The following is a 16,891-nucleotide window of genomic DNA, read 5'->3' as shown; positions in this document are numbered from 1 at the left end:
CTCGATTCGGCGACGATGTGATTAGCCGGCATCGCGTGCATCGGCGGCTGCGTTAACGCCGCTGGTGTCGACGCAGAAGTCACCGCAGATCGCCTTCTTCCAAGCGGCGCATCTCGCCTGTTTGCCACTGATTGAGTACCGCCGAGCCATTCCGCCGAATAACGGAACTTTCTTTTTCGTGACCGGTAGAATGTCGATCGGGGGCATTGTAGCGGCTAAGTCGATGAGAAGTGATCGGGTACGCAAACGCTGTGCCGCGACCCGTGCTTTTGCGGTGCGGGAACGCGATGGTCGTATCAACCATCTGACGGAACATGATTTGCTGAGCGTACTTTGGATCAGATACTCCCCACGCAACCTCTAAGGTTCTCCAATGGCTACTAAAGCAACCGCCCCACAGATCGGCGACATGTACCGCTGTAAAAAGTGCCAGTTCGAAATTCACGTCACCGCGGGTTGCGACTGCAAAGATTGCTCGGTGAGGCTGGAATGTTGCGGCCAGCCGCTTGAAAAGGTCACCGCGGTGCCGGTTCAAAACGCTTGAACGGATACGCAATCAAGGATTGCGACGTGACGAGTTGATCGACGAAGCTCGTCAAGGCAGTGAGCCTTCATCCCGACGTTGGGTGGAGTGTAACCAAGGCAGATGGATCGACACATTTTCAGAAGGCCATCGGTCGATTCTGGTGCTGCGTGAATAGGACGATTTGGCGTGCGAAGTAATCAGCGATGTGGTTGGCCTTCCGGTGGGCACCGATCGCAGTCGCCTCAATCGTGCACGGGGCAGACGTCGAGAAGTTATCGAATGATTCAAACTTTCAAACTAGCGTACGTGAACGAGGGACGTCCGATGAGAACTGATGGCTTTGACATTTTCGGTGCCAGCGACGTTGGCAAAAAACGCTCGGAAAACCAAGATCATTTCTTGGTCGCCGATTTGCGGCGACAGCTTACCGTTCGGCAAACGGACATTCCTGAAAAGCAAAACGCAGAACTGTTTGGATGCCAGGAAGGCAGTCTTTTGGTCGTCGCCGATGGAATGGGTGGGCACCACGGCGGCGAGCAGGCTAGTCAAACGGCAGTCGAAGCATCAGCGAAATACGTGCTCGATATGATGCATTGGTTCCTAAAACTCTCCGCTGACGACGAGCAAGAGTTTCTAGACGAACTGTCGGATTGCTTGAAATCGGTGCAAAAGAAAATCTGGGCGGCGGGCGAATCCGACGGGCGACGCATGGGGACCACCGTGACGATGGCCTATCTGTTGTGGCCGCGGATGTTCGTCGTCCACGCCGGCGACAGTCGGTGCTATCTGCTTCGCGATGGCCATCTTCAACAGCTAACGACGGACCATACCATCGCTCAAAAGTTGATTGATTCCGGCGGCATGTCACCCGACGATGATGCTCTCAAAAACTGGCGACATGTGCTCTGGAACTGCGTTGGCGGTGGTGATCAACAAGTGCGTCCGGAAGCGGTCCGGTGCCAACTACAACACGACGACGTTCTATTGTTATGCAGTGATGGGCTGACCGGGATGTTGGATGACGAAATGATTGGTTCGATCATTTCATCGGCTGACAGCAGCGAGCAGGCCGGTCGCCGTTTGATAGACGAGGCTAACCGTGCAGGGGGCAAGGACAATATCTCAGTGATTGTCTGCCGAATTGAACAACCAAACGATTGCGATGACGACCAGTCGGTTGGGGCGTTCGATACCACCATCGGCTAAGCGTTCAATCGTGGGACGTTGGTTTCATTACCGCGGGATTTCAAATGTAGCGAAACGGCGCGATCCGTCCGGTGATTCGGGACCGGACGGCTCGCGCCGTACCGCTAGAAAATGCACTCAAACAATTAACGTCCCTCGATTGAAATGGATGTCAACAGCAATCGCGGCAGAGGACGAACTCGCAATTCTCAACAATGTTTGCACAAACGTGAGGTGCGACTTCGGGACGCCCCAACCCCGGCGCAAAGCTGAAAGCGGAAGTGTTTTGCCGACATTCAAAATTGGGGTGAGACCGGACGGCTCGCGCCGTACCGCTAAATTGGTTTGCGGTAGGGCGCGAGCATTTCAGTTCGAGCAACTCATCATTTTGGGTTAGACGACGCACTCGCGGTCCTGGGGCGATCTGTCTCCGAGTTGAACACTCGAAGATTTACGCGAAACACGGGCGTGCGGTGATATGAAGACGTCAAATAACTCTCCGCTTTGATGCAAGTGTTTCGTGTATTATGAACACACGCTCGTGGTCGGAGAGTTCGACGACATCTGGTGAGATCCCACCCAGGCAGAACGACGTGTTCGATGATTCGAAGCACGCCGAGGTGCTGAACGAACTGCGCCGAAAAACCAAAACGCTATACTTTGCGTCTGTTGGCAGGCCCGTCGATTGAGCCGACTTTGATGTGGCATGGAACAGCCCAACGGCGACTGCTCGAGCAGTTTTCTCATCGCTGCGGAATGATCAAAACTCAAGAACAGTTCGGCGAAGAACTCGATGATTGCTACATTCGACAATGATTTTGAAAATAGAAATGATCAATGAAAAAAGAATCAACAACTGAGGCGGTGCCCAATACGTCTTGCTGTTCCGGAACCGGTTCATGCACTCCGTCGTCGGCTGGGCGTCGCGATTTCATCAAAGCTTCCGGTCTGACAGTCGGCATGCTTTTGGCCGGGCAATCCGCCGTCATGGCGGGACCGTTCACCAAAGACGACTTCGAGCACATCGTTCCCGCTGACAAGAAGCTCAGCAAGGAATGGATCGATAGTCTGTACGCCAGAGGAAAGGCACTTAGCGCATCCGGTAAAGAATTGAAATTCATCGGCATGCCCGTGAGTGGAATTGCCACGGGGCAAGTCTACCTGGGAGGCGACGGTCGACTCTGGTATTGGAATTTGGACGGCGAGCCCGACATGAAGTGGGAGGACATCGGGAAAGGGTACAAGTATCTAAAGCCTGATACTCCCCACAGCCCCATGGACCAGGGCTTCGCTTTGCAGGTTGGTTCCAGCGACAACAAGCGTATCTTCACTCTGGATTCCAATGGCTTCCGCGACATCCGCTTCACAAACCAGTACCCCATGGGGAACGTGACGTATGCTGACGCGGACTGCCCTGTGAACGTCGAGCTGGAAGCGTACACGCCGTTCATCCCATTGAATCGTGACGATTCCAGTTATCCGGTGATTGTGATGCGGTACACGATCGAAAACACGTCGGACCAGCAGCAAGAAGTGGCGATCGCAGGTTGGATCGAAAACTTCTCCAACTATCGCACTGGGAAAGAGAACGACAACGGCGTGCGGCAAAGTCAGTATCGCGAGCTAGAAGGACTGTCGGTCGTGGAGTGCTGGGCGAAGCCCCTCGGTATTGATGGTGCGAGTGGCGAAAGTGTTAGCGAGAACGTGGCAACGCCCTTCGCCCTCGCTAATGATTTTGGGGCGGTCGCGATGGGACTACTGGGGGATGCCAAACCGGATCTGGTCGACACGATGCGGTCCCTGCCGGGGGCGACAGATCTGTTTGACGCGCAGCCATCCAACGAAACTTCTAGAGAAATACAGCAGCGCCCTTTCAGCGATCAAGCATTTGTTTCGATGGGACGCAGCGTCAAGGTGCAACCAGGCGAGAGCAAGACCATCGCGTTCACGCTCTCATGGCGTTTTCCAAACGCACGACATGTCACCGGATTTGGACGCAAGGAATGGACCCGAGACGTCAACTATTACTCCACCCAGTGGCCCAGCGCGAGTGATTCAGCTGCTACCGTCGCTGCACGCGAAAAGGAATTGCGGGACACGACACAGACCTGGGTCGATACCTGGTACGACTCGACCTTGCCGTACTGGTTCCTGGAGCGATCCTTCATTCCGATTGACTGCATGCAAACCCAACTCGCTCAACGTTTGGCGTTGCAGGACGGTCGGTATGCGCTCGACGAAGGCGTGACCTGTTGTGAGGGTAACTGCACTCATGTTTGGCACTATGCCCAAGGTTTGGCACGGCTGTTCCCGGTCATCGAACGCGAGTGTCGAGACAAAGTCGACTTTGGGTTGAGTTTCAAGGACGACAGCGGAGCGATGAACTTCCGCTGTTCGACGAAGACCTTCCGCGAGGCGGTCGACGGTCAGTGCGGGACCATTTTGCGAGTCCTTCGCGAAAGCCAGATGACGACCGATTACCGGTTCCTCGAAAGCATCTGGGAGCGGACCCGGTTGACGATGGACTACGTCATCAAACGATGGGACAAGGACCAAGACGGACTGCTGTCCGGAGATCAGCACAACACGCTCGATAAAGCCTGGAACGGCAAGATTCATTGGCTGATTAATCTCTATCACGCTGCTCTCAAAGCATCCGCCCAAATGGCGAGGCAGATGGACCAGCCCAAGGCGGCTGAGCGGTATGAGTCGCTTGTCGCCAAGGGGGCTGCCTCCATGGTCGACTTGTTGTGGAACGAAGACTTCGGCCACTTTGTACACATCCCAGAACGAAAGCCGGAACAGACGATCGGCTCAACGACGGGCTGCCACATCGACCAGGTGCTTGGCGAGTTCTGGTTGCGGAACCTGGGGCTGGATCCGGTTCTGCCTCAAGACAAGGCCCGCAAGGCACTGGCGTCTCTTTGGAAGTACAACTTCTCGCCGAACGTGGGCGATTTCCGAGCGGTGGAACGCAGCGGGCGTTGGTTCGCTGCTGAAGGAGATGCGGGGCTGATCATGTGCACCTTCCCGCACGGCAAAGAGAATGCTCAGAAGACAAATTTCCATCGCTATTTCAACGAGTGTATGTCAGGGTTTGAGTGGCAAGTTTCCGCCACCATGATTTGGGAGGGAATGCTTGAAGAGGGACTCGCGATCGGCAAAGCCATCTACGATCGCTATCTGCCAAAAGACCGCAACCCGTACAACGAAGTCGAATGCGGCGACCATTACTCTCGAGCCCTGGCAAGCTACAGTGCGTTCATGGCCATGTGCGGATACCGCTACGATGGACCGGAAGGCAAGCTCGGCTTTGGACCTCGCATGCAGCAAGAGAATTTCCGAGCCGCCTTTACGACGGCGGAAGGATGGGGCCGCTTTAGCCAGACCATCGAAGGCGGCAGGCAGGACAACACGATTGAATTACGCTACGGCAAGCTATCGTTGAAGGAGTTGACTCTTGATACGGCGACCAATGCAAAAGTGACCAAGGCGAAAACAACCGTGAATGGTCGTGACATCGAAGCTCAATCACAATTTCAACCTGAACGCGCGGTCATCACGTTTGCAAAGAGCCTCGACCTCTCCGCGGGCCAAACCTTGCAAGTGAAGCTGTCGTGACGATTTGAAAAAAAACTTCCCGAACGCCCGCTATTGCTTCCGTGGGACAGTGATCTTTTTAGCGGAACGGCGCGAGCCGTCCGGTAACGCGGAAACGAATGGTTCGCGCCGTTCCTCTCCATTTGAAATCCCTCGGTAATCCAATCGAGAAGCTGGCCAAAACGAATGAACAACACCAGGTATAAGAGTCAGGTCCAGGAAACACGAAAAATGAAGCAAGTCGATCTAAAAACAATTCAGTGTGCAACCATTCTGGTGCTCTTGTTCGGTTTCGCAACCGACGTCGCTTCGGCTCAGCAGAACACGCCCAACTTGGTCATCATCTTTACGGATGACCAGGGCTATGCGGACTTGAGCTGTTTCGGTGGAACACATGTGTTGACTCCGAATATTGATCGGATGGCGCAGGAGGGAGCGAGGCTGACAAGTTTTTATGTGGCTGCCCCACTTTGCACGCCGTCCCGTGCGGCGCTCATGACGGGCTGCTATCCGGCGCGGATCGACATGGATGTGCCGTCCAGCATCGCGGTCGACTTACCGAATATCCCTCCGGGAAGAAGATTTCCGGTTTGTTTAGCGGGTGATGGACGGGGACTGAATCCGAAGGAGCTAACGATTGCCGAGGTGGCTCAATCCGCTGGCTATAAAACCGGCATGTTCGGCAAGTGGCATTTGGGTGACCAGCCCGAGTTCCTGCCGACACGCCAGGGCTTTGAAGAATACTTTGGGATTCCCTACAGCCACGATATCCATCCACAACACCCGAGAAACAAAGTGTTCCAGTTTCCACCGTTGCCGTTGCTCGAAGGCGAGACCGTCATTGAGCTGGACCCCGACGCGGATTACCTGACGCGGCGAGTCACGGAACGTGCCGTCAAGTTCATCGAAGCGAACAAGGATGAAAACTTTTTCCTCTATGTGGCGCACCCGCTGCCGCACGGTCCACTGGCGGCTTCGCCTGAAATGAAGAAGGAGTATGCCCAATTGCGAACCGAATTGGGCAAGGGCAAGGCAGGAATATTCTCTGCGGCAATCTATGAAATTGATTGGTCAGTCGGACAGATTCTAAAGACGCTCAAGGACAACGGTATCGATGAAAACACGATCGTGTTGTTTACCAGTGACAACGGGCCTGCAAAAGGTTCGGCGAAACCCTTGAGCGGAAGAAAGGGGAGTACACTCGAGGGAGGACAACGCATGCCCACCGTCATTCGCTGGCCGAAGGAAATTCCAGCCGGCAGTGTGAACGATAAGCTGATGACCACCATGGACATGCTGCCGACCTTTGCCAGACTTGCCGGAGCCAAACTGCCTGAGAGCTTGGTCATCGACGGCAAAGATATTCTCCCGACGTTGGTCGACGGGGCGGAGAGTCCACATGAATATTTCTTTTATGCCCACTGGGGCGAACTGGAAGCGGTTCGATGGAAGTCCTGGAAGCTGCGGATCGTAGATGGAAAAGAATCGCTCTTCCATTTGGAAGAAGATATCGGGGAGAAGAAGAACCTCGCCGCAGAGCATCCTGAAATCGTCCAACAACTTAAGAAGGCAATGGAGGATTTTGAACGAGAGATGAACATCAATGTTCGACCGGCGGGGAATGTTGAGAATCCTAAGCCGCTGAGTCTTAAGAAGGCTGGATGAGCGTGAGGCGGATTTGTCTCGGAAACCGAGAAGAATGGCGAGCTGCTGACCCGCGTTCAAGTTGGCAGAAAGAAACCATGAGGATTAAGAACGAGACGGAAGAAATCGAATGAAGGCTACTCTCGTTTTCGCCGCTGCCTTTTTCGCTGCAGCGACCTGTCAGGCTGATTCGAACCACCCCAATATCGTTCTGATCTTTGCGGATGATCTGGTCACCACCTCAAGTTTCTAGCCTCGTGAGGGAAGTCAAACAGGGGCGGGACGGGGGCGGTCTCGATAATCGACTCCATCGGTGATGATCCGGCGACGGCTCCGTTGCACAAGACCCGTCCAATAACGAGCATCAAGTCGGCATGACGGGGAAAAAGCTTTCCTGTCGAGTACCGGGCGACGGAGAGTAAGAGCTTCCGGGCGAGATGGTCGAAAAGTCTCGCAAGACCCGCCCGAGCAGGATAAGCTGTTCAATGACTCGGATTTCGCCAGCGTGCCGAAAGAATGGTGTCACAAACAAACATACTCGTATCCCTACCGCATTTCTCTGACAGATTCTAGCAACTGGAACCAGCCCACGATGACCTCGATACTCAAGCTGCCGCCCTTCTTGATTCTCTGTTCGTTGATGCTTACGACGCCCGACCGCGGCGTGTCGGCAGCGGAAGTGAAGGTCACTTCTCCGTCCGGAAACCACGCGATTCAGTTTTCACTTCTGGAGGGAGTGCCGCACTACAGCGTCTCCTACCAAGGAACGGCCATCCTTTCCGATTCGGGTCTATCGTTGGACCTCGATGGCGAAGGCTTCAGCGACCGGTTCGTGGTCGAGAATACCCAGACCAAGTCACAGAATGACAGTTGGGTCCCCGTGGTCGGTTCCAGGAGTTCCTACCCGGATGCCTACAACGAGTGCGTCGTGCAACTTCGGGAAGCATCCGGCAAGAAGCGAAGACTCGATCTCACCTTCCGGGCTTACGATGAAGGCGTTGCCTTTCGTTACATGATTCCAGCGCAGGAGGGCATCGCAAAAATTAAACTCCGTTCGGAAGACAGTCGGTTCCAATTCACCGACGATCACTTGGTCTACTGGGATGACTATCCGCAGGCGGAGTATTCCAAAGTGCGTCTGTCCGAGATGCCGGACCAAGCGATCCGACCCCTATTGCTGGAAACTGGATCGCATTTTGTGGCGATCGCCGAAGCGGGGAGTCTCGAACACTACGCACCGATGATGCTGAATCGATCCGGTGAGCTGCAGTTGGTCACTCGATTTCGAAGCGGAACCGTGTCGGCCACAGATTCTCTCACCACTCCATGGCGAGTGGTTATGGTTGCCGACCATCCCGGCACGCTGGTCGAACACCACTACCTGCTGCAAAACCTTTCGGAACCGAGTGCACTCGATGACACGTCTTGGATCAAACCCGGCAAGGTCTGGCGAAGCAATCTCGCGACTGACGCAGCCAAGGCGATCATCGATTACGCCGCCGCCAACAACTACCAATACGTGCACTATGACGCGGGCTGGTATGGACCGGAGCGGGCGGCCGATTCCAACCCGCTGACGGTTATCGATTCCATCGACATGCCGGAGACGATTCGCTACGCGGACGAACACGGAATCGGCCTGATCTGCTACATCAACAAGATTGCGATGTCGCGATACGATCTGGACAAGACGTTTCGCACTTACCATCAATGGGGCATCCGTGGTGTGAAGTTCGGCTTCGTCGATTGGAGAAGCCAGTCCGACATGGAGTTCTTGTTCGCCTCGATCAAGACGGCCGCAAAATACAATCTGGTCGTCGACATCCATGACAACTTTCGGCTAACCGGGATCGAAAGAACCTACCCTCATGTTTTGACGGTCGAAGGAATTCTGGGCAATGAGGAACTGCCGGAACGAGGCAACCCACCGAAGAACGTGTTGACTACCTCCTTTGCCAGGATGATTGCCGGAGCCGGTGATTACACCCCCTGCTATCTCAATGGTCGCGTGGTGAGCCGCTCCTTCCAGCTGGCTCTGGGAGTCGTGTTTTACAGCCCGCTGCAATACCTGCACTGGTACGACCAAGCCGATCGCTATGCCGGACGTTCCTATCCGGAGCTGGAGTTTTGGAAGGAGATGCCGACGACATGGGATGATTCGAAAGTGGTCAATGGATCGATCGGCAGCCACATGACCGTGGCCCGCAAGAAAGGCGAACGTTGGTTTGTCGGAACGATTGTCAACGAACCGCGAAGCCTCGACATCCCGTTGGACTTCCTCGGCCCGGGAGAGTTCACGGCGAAGATTTATGCCGAGAACCCCGAGGACAAAAAGCTGGTCACGATCGAATCGCGTGCGGTCACGTCGAGCAGTTCATTGACCGCCACCATGAGTTCCGGGAGCGGGTGCGCGATCATGATTTCGCCGACCCCGAACGCAACGGAGTGAGCTCACTGAGTTTCCCAGGTGGCCACGGCGTCTTGGTCAAACGGCTTTGAACTATTCTGCTGGTCCTTATGCCTTGAGCTGGCATGAGGACGATAACGAGATCACCTGAACTGATTCGGGTGATTCCATTGATGAATGCCGGCAACTTTTTGGCGGTTGTTAAAAAAGCTCTCCACCGGTAGGGACGTCGATTGTATTACGGAAGGATTTCAAAAGTAGCGAAACGGCGCGAGCCGTCCGGTGACTCGGGACCGGACGGCTCGCGCCGTTCCGCTAAAAAAGGCACTTAAACAATCGACGTTCCACCCGGCGGATCGCTCGATGCAGTGCAAGAGAGAGCGTCCGCGATTTTCGTCACTGGTAACCTCCATGAGTGTGAGGTCTTCGAATCGTTTGACGGATAACCGATTCATTTGCTCGACGAGGTCCTACCCGTAATGCTCGCTCAGACGATCGTTTCGGAACTCGGTATTGGTGACGGACGGATTTGTTTTTTGAGAGATTACGATGACGAGAATGAGAACGCAGCTATTGATTAACACTCAGCGACTGGGGGGGACCCTTCGCCATTGCTCAGGGTTGGCAATGTTCGGAATGCTGGCGCTGGTATCCAACGCAATGGCAGCAGAAATTCATGTGGCTCCAGACGGGAGCGATTCGAACGATGGGAGCAAGCATGCGCCGCTTGCCACGATTGCCGCAGCCCGGGATGCGTTGCGTGTTTCGAGAAAACTGGGGAAAGAAACTTGCACGGTTACCCTTGCTGACGGGATCTATTATTTGCCCGAAACGCTGGTATTGACTCCCGAAGACTCTGGTTCTGAAAAACATCCGGTCTTCTACCGCGCGGAGAACCGGGGCGGAGCGGTGCTAAGCGGCGGGTTGAAACTGGATCTCGACTGGCGGCCGTATAGGAACGGAATATTTCAGGCGAAGACCCCGGCCGATCTGGATATCGACCAGTTGTTCATTGATGGCATCAATCAGCCGATGGCACGCTATCCGAACTATGATGCCGCGAAGAAGACGGACGCCTACCAGGGCTATGCCGCGGATGCCTTTTCCAAGCAACATGCTGCGAACTGGAGCGATCCCTCCGGCGGTTACATCCACGCGATGCACCGTTCCCGCTGGGGTGGGTATCACTACCTCATCACAGGCAAGAATGCCAAGGGCGAGGTGACCTATGAAGGCGGTTGGCAAAATAACCGCCAAATGGGTATGCACGCGAGCCAGCGGATGGTTGAAAATGTCTTTGAGGAGTTAGATACGCCTGGGGAGTGGTTTCATGATGCGGATTCAAGCACCCTGTACTATCTGCCTGCAGCCTCAACCGACCTTGCAACGGCTGTTGTTGAGGTCGTGCGTTTGCGCCATCTGGTTGAGATCTACGGGGATCAGAAGCAACCCGTTGCCACCATCAGAATTCCTGGTCCCGGCAATCAAATACCCGACTTGATGCTGGAAATGCCGGAAACAGTGAAGGCGGTTCAGTGGATTGAGTTGGAGGGCCTGCGATTCCGCGGAGCTCGTCGCACTTTTATGGATACCCGGGAGCCTTTGCTGCAAAGCGACTGGGCTATCTATCGCGGCGGTGCCGTCCATCTTCGTGGAACAGAACATATCGTTATCGAAAACTGCGATTTCGAAGAACTCGGCGGGAACGCAGTGTTTGTTGATGGTTACAACCGTCATGCTGTCATTCGCGGAAACCTGTTTAAAAATAATGGCGCAAGCGACGTGAACTTTGTCGGATCGTTTGCCGCGGTGCGGTCGCCCCGGTTCAGCTATTTAACCATGCCGCATCCGCTCGACAGCGTTGATCGGGAAATCGGTCCCAAAACGGACGAGTACCCGGCAGACTGCCTAGTGGAAGACAATCTCATGATGCGCTGCGGTCGGATCGAAAAGCAGAGTGCTGGAGTCAACGTCTCGATGTCGTCCCGGATTAAGGTGCGTCACAATACCGTCTTCGATACGCCGCGGGCGGCAATCAATATCTGCGATGGCACATGGGGCGGCCACGTGATTGAGTGGAACGATTGTTTTGAGACTGTGCTGGAGACCCATGATCACGGAGCGTTTAATTCCTGGGGACGCGACCGCTATTGGCATCAGGCCGGGCCGTCCGGTCCGAAGCACAAGGACAAAAGCGGCAAGCCACTGATCAGCTATTGGATTGAGGACGATCCGAACTCGCCATTCTGGGACGCCTATCAGACGACGACGCTGCGTCACAACCGGATGCAATGCGATCACGGCTGGGATATCGATTTGGATGACGGATCCACCAACTACGAAATTTACAACAACGTTTGTCTTTCCGGCGGCTTGAAAACTCGCGAAGGATATAAGCGGATTGTCGGAAACAACGTCGTTTTGGGTAAAGGTTACACCTGCAACGTCCCGTATCCCAAACCGACACTGGATGTCTTTGAATACAATATTCTTTGGGGTGAAGGCTATTCCGCTTCCAACTCAAAGCTTTGGGGTGGTTCTCGAAACAAGAATCTGATGCACAATCCCGCCAGTGAGGGCGCGGCACCCTGGGTACGGGCACAGATCCGGACAGGCGACGATTCGGACAGCCTTTACGGGAATGCGCAGTTTGTGAATCCGGGCGCAGGCGACTTTTCAGTGGCTGATGATTCTCCGGCGCTGGCACTCGGATTCAAGAATTTTCCGATGAAGGGATTCGGCGTGGTCTCTGCTCGTTTAAAAGCGATGGTGGACGAACCGCCTATCGTACTGCCCGGTCACGTGGACAACAACGAAGCCGCCGTCCGGACTAATCTCAAGGTTCTCGGGGCGGAATACAAGTCGCTCGATACACAGGCCGAACTGACTGCCACGGGAATGGATTCACTGCGTGGTGTTCTCTTGGTCGATGTGGAGACGTCGAGTCTGATGGCGCAATATGGGTTTGAGAGTGATGATGTGGTTTTGGAAATCGATGGCCAAAGAGTAGCTCACACAAGATTTGCAAGAACCATCAAGCGATTGAGTGAAGGCAAACATCAGGTTGCCGTGTGGCGAGGTCAGCAACTGCACCGGTTTGAATTCAAAGTCGGAAAGATATCGCCATGAAAGTGTAGATGTTGGTTTGTGCCGCAACAACGCTCGCCGGCGCGAATGTCAGCGGATGCGAATGCTAGACGTGATGTTGTGTTCATCGATGCGGATGACCTTGGCTATGGGGAAATACAGACGCTCAATCCGAAACGTGGACTGTGTGCGACGCCGCGTCTCGATTTCATGGCGGCGGAAGGGATGACGTTTACTGACCCGCACGCTATTTCTTCGGGTTGCCCGGTGAAGGGTAGATGAGCGGATGCAGAATGAAATCATCGATTCCTCAATGGGGATAGCGTCGGATGCAAAATAACTGGACAGCGCCACTTTCTGGCGGACGTATTGGAATTTTCGACGTTCGCGTAGCGGAACCTCTCCTAGGCTCCGGAAGCGGGTGACGCCGGACATTCTCGGTCTCGGGGGACGTTGATTGTTTTAGTGCCTTTTTTAGCGGAACGGCGCAAGCCGTCCGGTCCCGAGTCACCGGACGGCTCGCGCCGTTCCGCTACATTTGAAATCCTTCACTAATACAATCGACGTCCCGAGAGACCGAGCTACGTGGGAAGTGGCGCTGTCCAGCTAAGGATGGAACAAAAACATCCGGAAACATCAAACACTCCAGATCACCTCCAAAGTAAATCCATGAGACCAACTCCACTCGTTTCTGTGCTGAGTCTGTGCCTGCTGTCGACGCTAACGTTTGCAGCGGAGCAGCCCAACTTTGTGATCATCTTCACCGACGACCAGGGGTATCAGGACCTCGGGTGCTACGGTTCACCGGATATCAAAACGCCGCACATCGACCGGATGGCGAAGGAAGGCATGCGGTTCACCAGTTTTTACGCGCAAACCGTCTGCGGCCCGTCTCGCGCCGCGCTGTTGACGGGCTGCTACCCGATGAGAACACAGAGGCATCAGGACGACGACGTCACGATGCCTCATCCTGCCCTTGCGCTCAGCGAAATTACCATCCCGGAGATTCTCAAGCCGTTGGGCTATCAGACGGCAATGATCGGCAAGTGGGATCTGGCGGGACGCAAACCGACATTCCAGATCGAACTGAATCCAGGCAATCAGGGGTTCGACTATTCTTTCTGGACTGAGACCAGCCGCGACGGCCCGATCCGCGAAGGAGCAAGGATCACGATTGCGAAGCCTGACCGGTCACAGCTCACAACGCTCTACACCGACAAGGCAATCGAGTTTTTAACGGAGAACAAGGATCAACCGTTCTTCCTATACCTCGCTCACGTCATGCCTCATGCCAAGCTGGCTGTTTCTCGAAAGTTTAAAGGCAAGTCAGGGGGAGGACTCTACGGGAACGTCATCGAAGAGATTGATCACAACGTCGGCCGACTGCTTGGCCACATCAACCAACTCGGGCTCGATCAAAACACCTATGTGATCTTCACCAGTGACAACGGTCCGTGGTGGATACAGGGAGATCAAGCCGGTCACTGTGAACCGCTGCGCAGCGCCAAAACCAGCACCTATGACGATGGGTTTCGAGTTCCCTTCATCATTCGGGCACCAGGCAAAGTGCCCGCCGGCAGCACCTCCGATCTTGTCGCCGCGAACATCGATATGCTTCCAACGATCGCAAAGCTGGCGGGCGCCGAGGTTCCGGATGACCGGGTGATTGATGGTGTCGATCTATCTGAAATCATTCACGGCACAAAAGCGGAACTCGATCGTTCCTTCTTTTTCTACCAACACCAGGCGTTGCGAGCGGTAAGGCAGGGGAAATGGAAGCTGCATCTGCCTCACTCCAAACTCGATCGCACGAAAGAAGGAACGACATGGCAGGCTCATGTTCCAGAGCAGGACCGGCCGTACATCGAGGAGCCCACGCTCTACAACCTCGATGAAGACATCGGCGAATCCACCAATGTGGCCAAGACGCACCCGGAAGTTGTCGAGGAACTCATGAACCAACTCGAGTTCGCCAAGCAGGACATCGGCTACCACGACCAGATCGGCGAAAATTCACGACGACGGAAATAGCAAGAGAAGGTCCGGTTCCGAAGAGTCAAAATTTGATTGCAACCAATCCATCGACGGATTTCTCGTAGGGTAAATTGTCTGCACGCCGAAATGAGAGCGGCCGGTAGGAGCCGGCCTACTTAAATCAACTTATCAATCGGAAGGTTCTGAAACGATGAAATATTTAATTCTGTGTGTACTGTGTTTCGTTCTCACGGCGCGGCCAGGTTGGTCTTCCGAACAAACTCTCGAACATGATGTCGTTATCTACGGCGGTACGTCGGCTGCCGTCATCGCTGCGGTTCAGTGTCATCGGATGGGAAAGTCGGTGGTGATTGTCTCGCCGGACAAGCATCTTGGTGGGCTTTCTTCTGGCGGACTTGGGTTCACGGACATCGGTAATCGGTTAACAGTCGGCGGTCTGGCACGTGAGTTCTATGAAAAGGTTTATCAGCACTACGAAAATCCAGAAGCCTGGACTCGGGAAACGCCTGATGCGTTTCATCAAAAGAACATCGGCTGGCGGAAAATGTGGAAAGGCGAAAACACCCGATGGGTATTTGAACCGCATGTCGCGGAAGCGATCTTCGATCAGTTTATCTCGGAAAACAACCTACCTGTCTTCCGCGACGAGTGGCTCGACCGCGAACACGGCGTCGCAAAAGATGCGGGACGTATCCAATCGATCACCACATTGAGCGGCAAAGTTTTTAGAGGAAAGGTCTTTATCGATGCGACTTACGAAGGCGATTTGCTGGCGGCCGCCGGCGTGAGTTATCACGTGGGTCGGGAAGCGAATTCGGTGTATGGCGAAAAATGGAATGGAGTGCAACAAGGTGTCTTCCATCACCAACATCATTTCCAGGGGCTCAATGTCTCTCCCTACAAAGTGAAGGGAGATCCGTCGAGCGGCGTCTTGGCTCGGATATCGACCGAAGCACTTCCACCCAACGGAACCGGGGACGACAAGGTGCAGGCATACTGTTTTCGGATGTGCCTGACCAACGATCCCGGCAATCGCATCACGTTTCCGAAGCCCCAAAATTACGACCCTGAGCAATATGAGTTATTGCTGCGGATCTTTGAGGTCATGGATCCGATGTATGTGTTCCATAAATTTGATCCCGTTCCCAACAATAAAACAGACACCAACAATCATGGGCCGTTTAGTTTCGACAACCTCGGCATGAACTGGGATTACCCGGAAGCCAGTTACGAGCGACGGAAGGAAATCATCGAAGAGCACAAGACCTATCAGCTAGGCATGCTGTATTTCATCAGTCACGACCCCCGAGTCCCGAAACAGCTACAGAAGGCAATGCAGGAATGGGGTTTGCCCAAGGATGAATTTGTCGACAACGGCAATTGGTCACATCAGCTGTATGTCCGTGAGGCACGGCGAATGGTCGGACAGTACGTGATTACCGAGCATGACTTGTTAGGCGATCTGAAATCCAAAACGGAAAAGTCGATCGGGATGGGATCCTATGGGATCGATTCCCACAACATCCAGCGTTTCATCGATTCGGATGGCTATGTTCAAAATGAGGGCGATGTGGGCGTCCATGTCGGAGATTACAGGATCCCCTACGATGTGATTGTCCCCAAGAAGGAGGAAGCGAGTAACTTAATCGTTCCTGTTGCGGCATCCTGTTCTCACGTGGCGTACGGTTCGATTCGGATGGAGCCCATCTTCATGATTTTGGCACAAAGTGGCGCAGCGGCAGCTTGTATCGCGATGGATGATGAGACGAGTGTGCAAGCGGTCGACTACAAGAAATTGCGAGCGAGACTTCAGGCTGACAAGCAAATTTTGGAAAAGTCGCAGCGGTTGCCAGACCCACGAGAGCAACCGTAGGGCCAGTTCCCACCGGCTGAGATTTGAGTGCAACAAAAGCAGCGGTGGTTTGCTCATAGGGTCAATCGTTTGCACGTCCGAGCGAGAGCGGCCGGTAGGATCCGGCCTGACTTCTACTTCACAGTGGCCTTTTTCGTTGAGATCGATTTATCGTCCACTCTCGTGGGCAATCCCAACGGTTCATGTCGAACTCGCACAGTTCGCGTGCAACCGACGGAAGACAAGCAGGCTAAATGCTGTCCGACGTCGACCATGCTGAACGATAACTCATTCGCGGATGCGTCACTAAGCAGGTCTCATTCGGTGAATCTCTAGGAGCTAATTCGGCGTTAAGCAGGTGTGCAGGGATCATCTGGCGAAACTGCCGCGAACTGTGGTCCGGACCGAGGCTTTGCGAGTTCCGGCATTCACTTGTTCAGTCGTGCCGGAACTGCGTCGCTTAGGCTCCTTGGTCCGGCCTACGCCGAACCGATCACGATCAGCGGAATTGTCGTTATACCGAATCACTTCTATGTGCCTGCTTACCGATTCACTCCGATTCCGCGTCGGCTTTGGCATTCCTTTTAGCCTCTTG

11 protein-coding genes are annotated in these 16,891 nt (G+C 54.3%); 9 read left to right on the top strand and 2 right to left on the bottom strand.

Going from position 1 to position 16,891, the window contains the following annotated elements; genetic code table 11:
• Positions 1-21: 21 nt before the first annotated feature.
• Entirely contained in the window at positions 22-207 is a 186-nt protein-coding gene (locus tag NB063_RS19720; RefSeq protein WP_250930484.1) for a hypothetical protein, read from the bottom strand.
• 166 nt (positions 208-373) lie between these two features.
• Between NB063_RS19720 and NB063_RS19715 the strand changes: the two genes are divergently transcribed.
• The 7 genes from NB063_RS19715 (at position 374) to NB063_RS19690 (ending at position 12,491) form a co-directional block, all read left to right on the top strand.
• Positions 374-544: a hypothetical protein gene (locus NB063_RS19715; RefSeq protein ID WP_250930483.1), complete on the top strand. Its 171-nt coding sequence runs from the start codon at positions 374-376 to the stop codon at positions 542-544.
• Between the two features lie 261 nt (positions 545-805).
• Positions 806-1,732 (top strand): PP2C family protein-serine/threonine phosphatase, encoded by a 927-nt coding sequence (locus NB063_RS19710; protein ID WP_250930482.1) that lies wholly within the window; start codon positions 806-808, stop codon positions 1,730-1,732.
• Between the two features lie 816 nt (positions 1,733-2,548).
• Positions 2,549-5,332, top strand: coding sequence for a GH116 family glycosyl-hydrolase (locus NB063_RS19705; RefSeq protein WP_250930481.1), 2,784 nt, complete (start codon positions 2,549-2,551; stop codon positions 5,330-5,332).
• A 210-nt stretch (positions 5,333-5,542) separates the two neighbouring features.
• Positions 5,543-6,976 carry a sulfatase family protein gene (locus NB063_RS19700; RefSeq protein WP_250930480.1) on the top strand — a complete coding sequence of 478 codons (1,434 nt, stop codon included), beginning with the start codon at positions 5,543-5,545 and terminating at the stop codon, positions 6,974-6,976.
• A gap of 109 nt (positions 6,977-7,085) precedes the next feature.
• Positions 7,086-7,208 (top strand): hypothetical protein, encoded by a 123-nt coding sequence (locus tag NB063_RS32300; RefSeq protein ID WP_261367479.1) that lies wholly within the window; start codon positions 7,086-7,088, stop codon positions 7,206-7,208.
• Positions 7,209-7,547: 339 nt separating this feature from the next.
• Positions 7,548-9,404: a glycoside hydrolase family 97 protein gene (locus tag NB063_RS19695; protein ID WP_250930479.1), complete on the top strand. Its 1,857-nt coding sequence runs from the start codon at positions 7,548-7,550 to the stop codon at positions 9,402-9,404.
• 585 nt (positions 9,405-9,989) lie between these two features.
• Positions 9,990-12,491 (top strand): right-handed parallel beta-helix repeat-containing protein, encoded by a 2,502-nt coding sequence (locus NB063_RS19690; protein WP_250930478.1) that lies wholly within the window; start codon positions 9,990-9,992, stop codon positions 12,489-12,491.
• Between the two features lie 48 nt (positions 12,492-12,539).
• Here NB063_RS19690 and NB063_RS19685 read toward each other — a convergent pair whose 3' ends face one another.
• Entirely contained in the window at positions 12,540-12,884 is a 345-nt protein-coding gene (locus tag NB063_RS19685; RefSeq protein WP_250930477.1) for a hypothetical protein, read from the bottom strand.
• Between the two features lie 234 nt (positions 12,885-13,118).
• Between NB063_RS19685 and NB063_RS19680 the strand changes: the two genes are divergently transcribed.
• On the top strand, positions 13,119-14,480 hold the full coding sequence (locus tag NB063_RS19680) for a sulfatase family protein (RefSeq protein ID WP_250930476.1): 1,362 nt from the start codon (positions 13,119-13,121) through the stop codon (positions 14,478-14,480).
• 154 nt (positions 14,481-14,634) lie between these two features.
• The gene (locus NB063_RS19675; RefSeq protein WP_250930475.1) at positions 14,635-16,317 is read left to right on the top strand and encodes an FAD-dependent oxidoreductase; all 1,683 of its coding nucleotides are present in this window, start codon (positions 14,635-14,637) and stop codon (positions 16,315-16,317) included.
• Positions 16,318-16,891: the final 574 nt, after the last annotated feature.

The sequence above is a fragment of the Aporhodopirellula aestuarii genome (assembly GCF_023701485.1).
In the GTDB taxonomy this organism is placed as follows: Bacteria; Planctomycetota; Planctomycetia; order Pirellulales; family Pirellulaceae; genus Rhodopirellula; species Rhodopirellula aestuarii.
The sequence above is the reverse complement of the archived record's forward strand: the minus strand, read 5'-3'. Positions and strand labels throughout refer to the sequence as shown.

Coding starts and splice junctions, on each gene's coding strand:
- NB063_RS19690 (WP_250930478.1), top strand. CDS start 9,990: ATGTTCGGAATGCTGGCGCTGGTATCCAACGCAATGGCAGCAGAAATT.
- NB063_RS19720 (WP_250930484.1), bottom strand. CDS start 207: ATGCCCCCGATCGACATTCTACCGGTCACGAAAAAGAAAGTTCCGTTA.
- NB063_RS19715 (WP_250930483.1), top strand. CDS start 374: ATGGCTACTAAAGCAACCGCCCCACAGATCGGCGACATGTACCGCTGT.
- NB063_RS19700 (WP_250930480.1), top strand. CDS start 5,543: ATGAAGCAAGTCGATCTAAAAACAATTCAGTGTGCAACCATTCTGGTG.
- NB063_RS19695 (WP_250930479.1), top strand. CDS start 7,548: ATGACCTCGATACTCAAGCTGCCGCCCTTCTTGATTCTCTGTTCGTTG.
- NB063_RS19680 (WP_250930476.1), top strand. CDS start 13,119: ATGAGACCAACTCCACTCGTTTCTGTGCTGAGTCTGTGCCTGCTGTCG.
- NB063_RS19710 (WP_250930482.1), top strand. CDS start 806: ATGATTCAAACTTTCAAACTAGCGTACGTGAACGAGGGACGTCCGATG.
- NB063_RS19675 (WP_250930475.1), top strand. CDS start 14,635: ATGAAATATTTAATTCTGTGTGTACTGTGTTTCGTTCTCACGGCGCGG.
- NB063_RS32300 (WP_261367479.1), top strand. CDS start 7,086: ATGAAGGCTACTCTCGTTTTCGCCGCTGCCTTTTTCGCTGCAGCGACC.
- NB063_RS19685 (WP_250930477.1), bottom strand. CDS start 12,884: ATGTCCGGCGTCACCCGCTTCCGGAGCCTAGGAGAGGTTCCGCTACGC.
- NB063_RS19705 (WP_250930481.1), top strand. CDS start 2,549: ATGAAAAAAGAATCAACAACTGAGGCGGTGCCCAATACGTCTTGCTGT.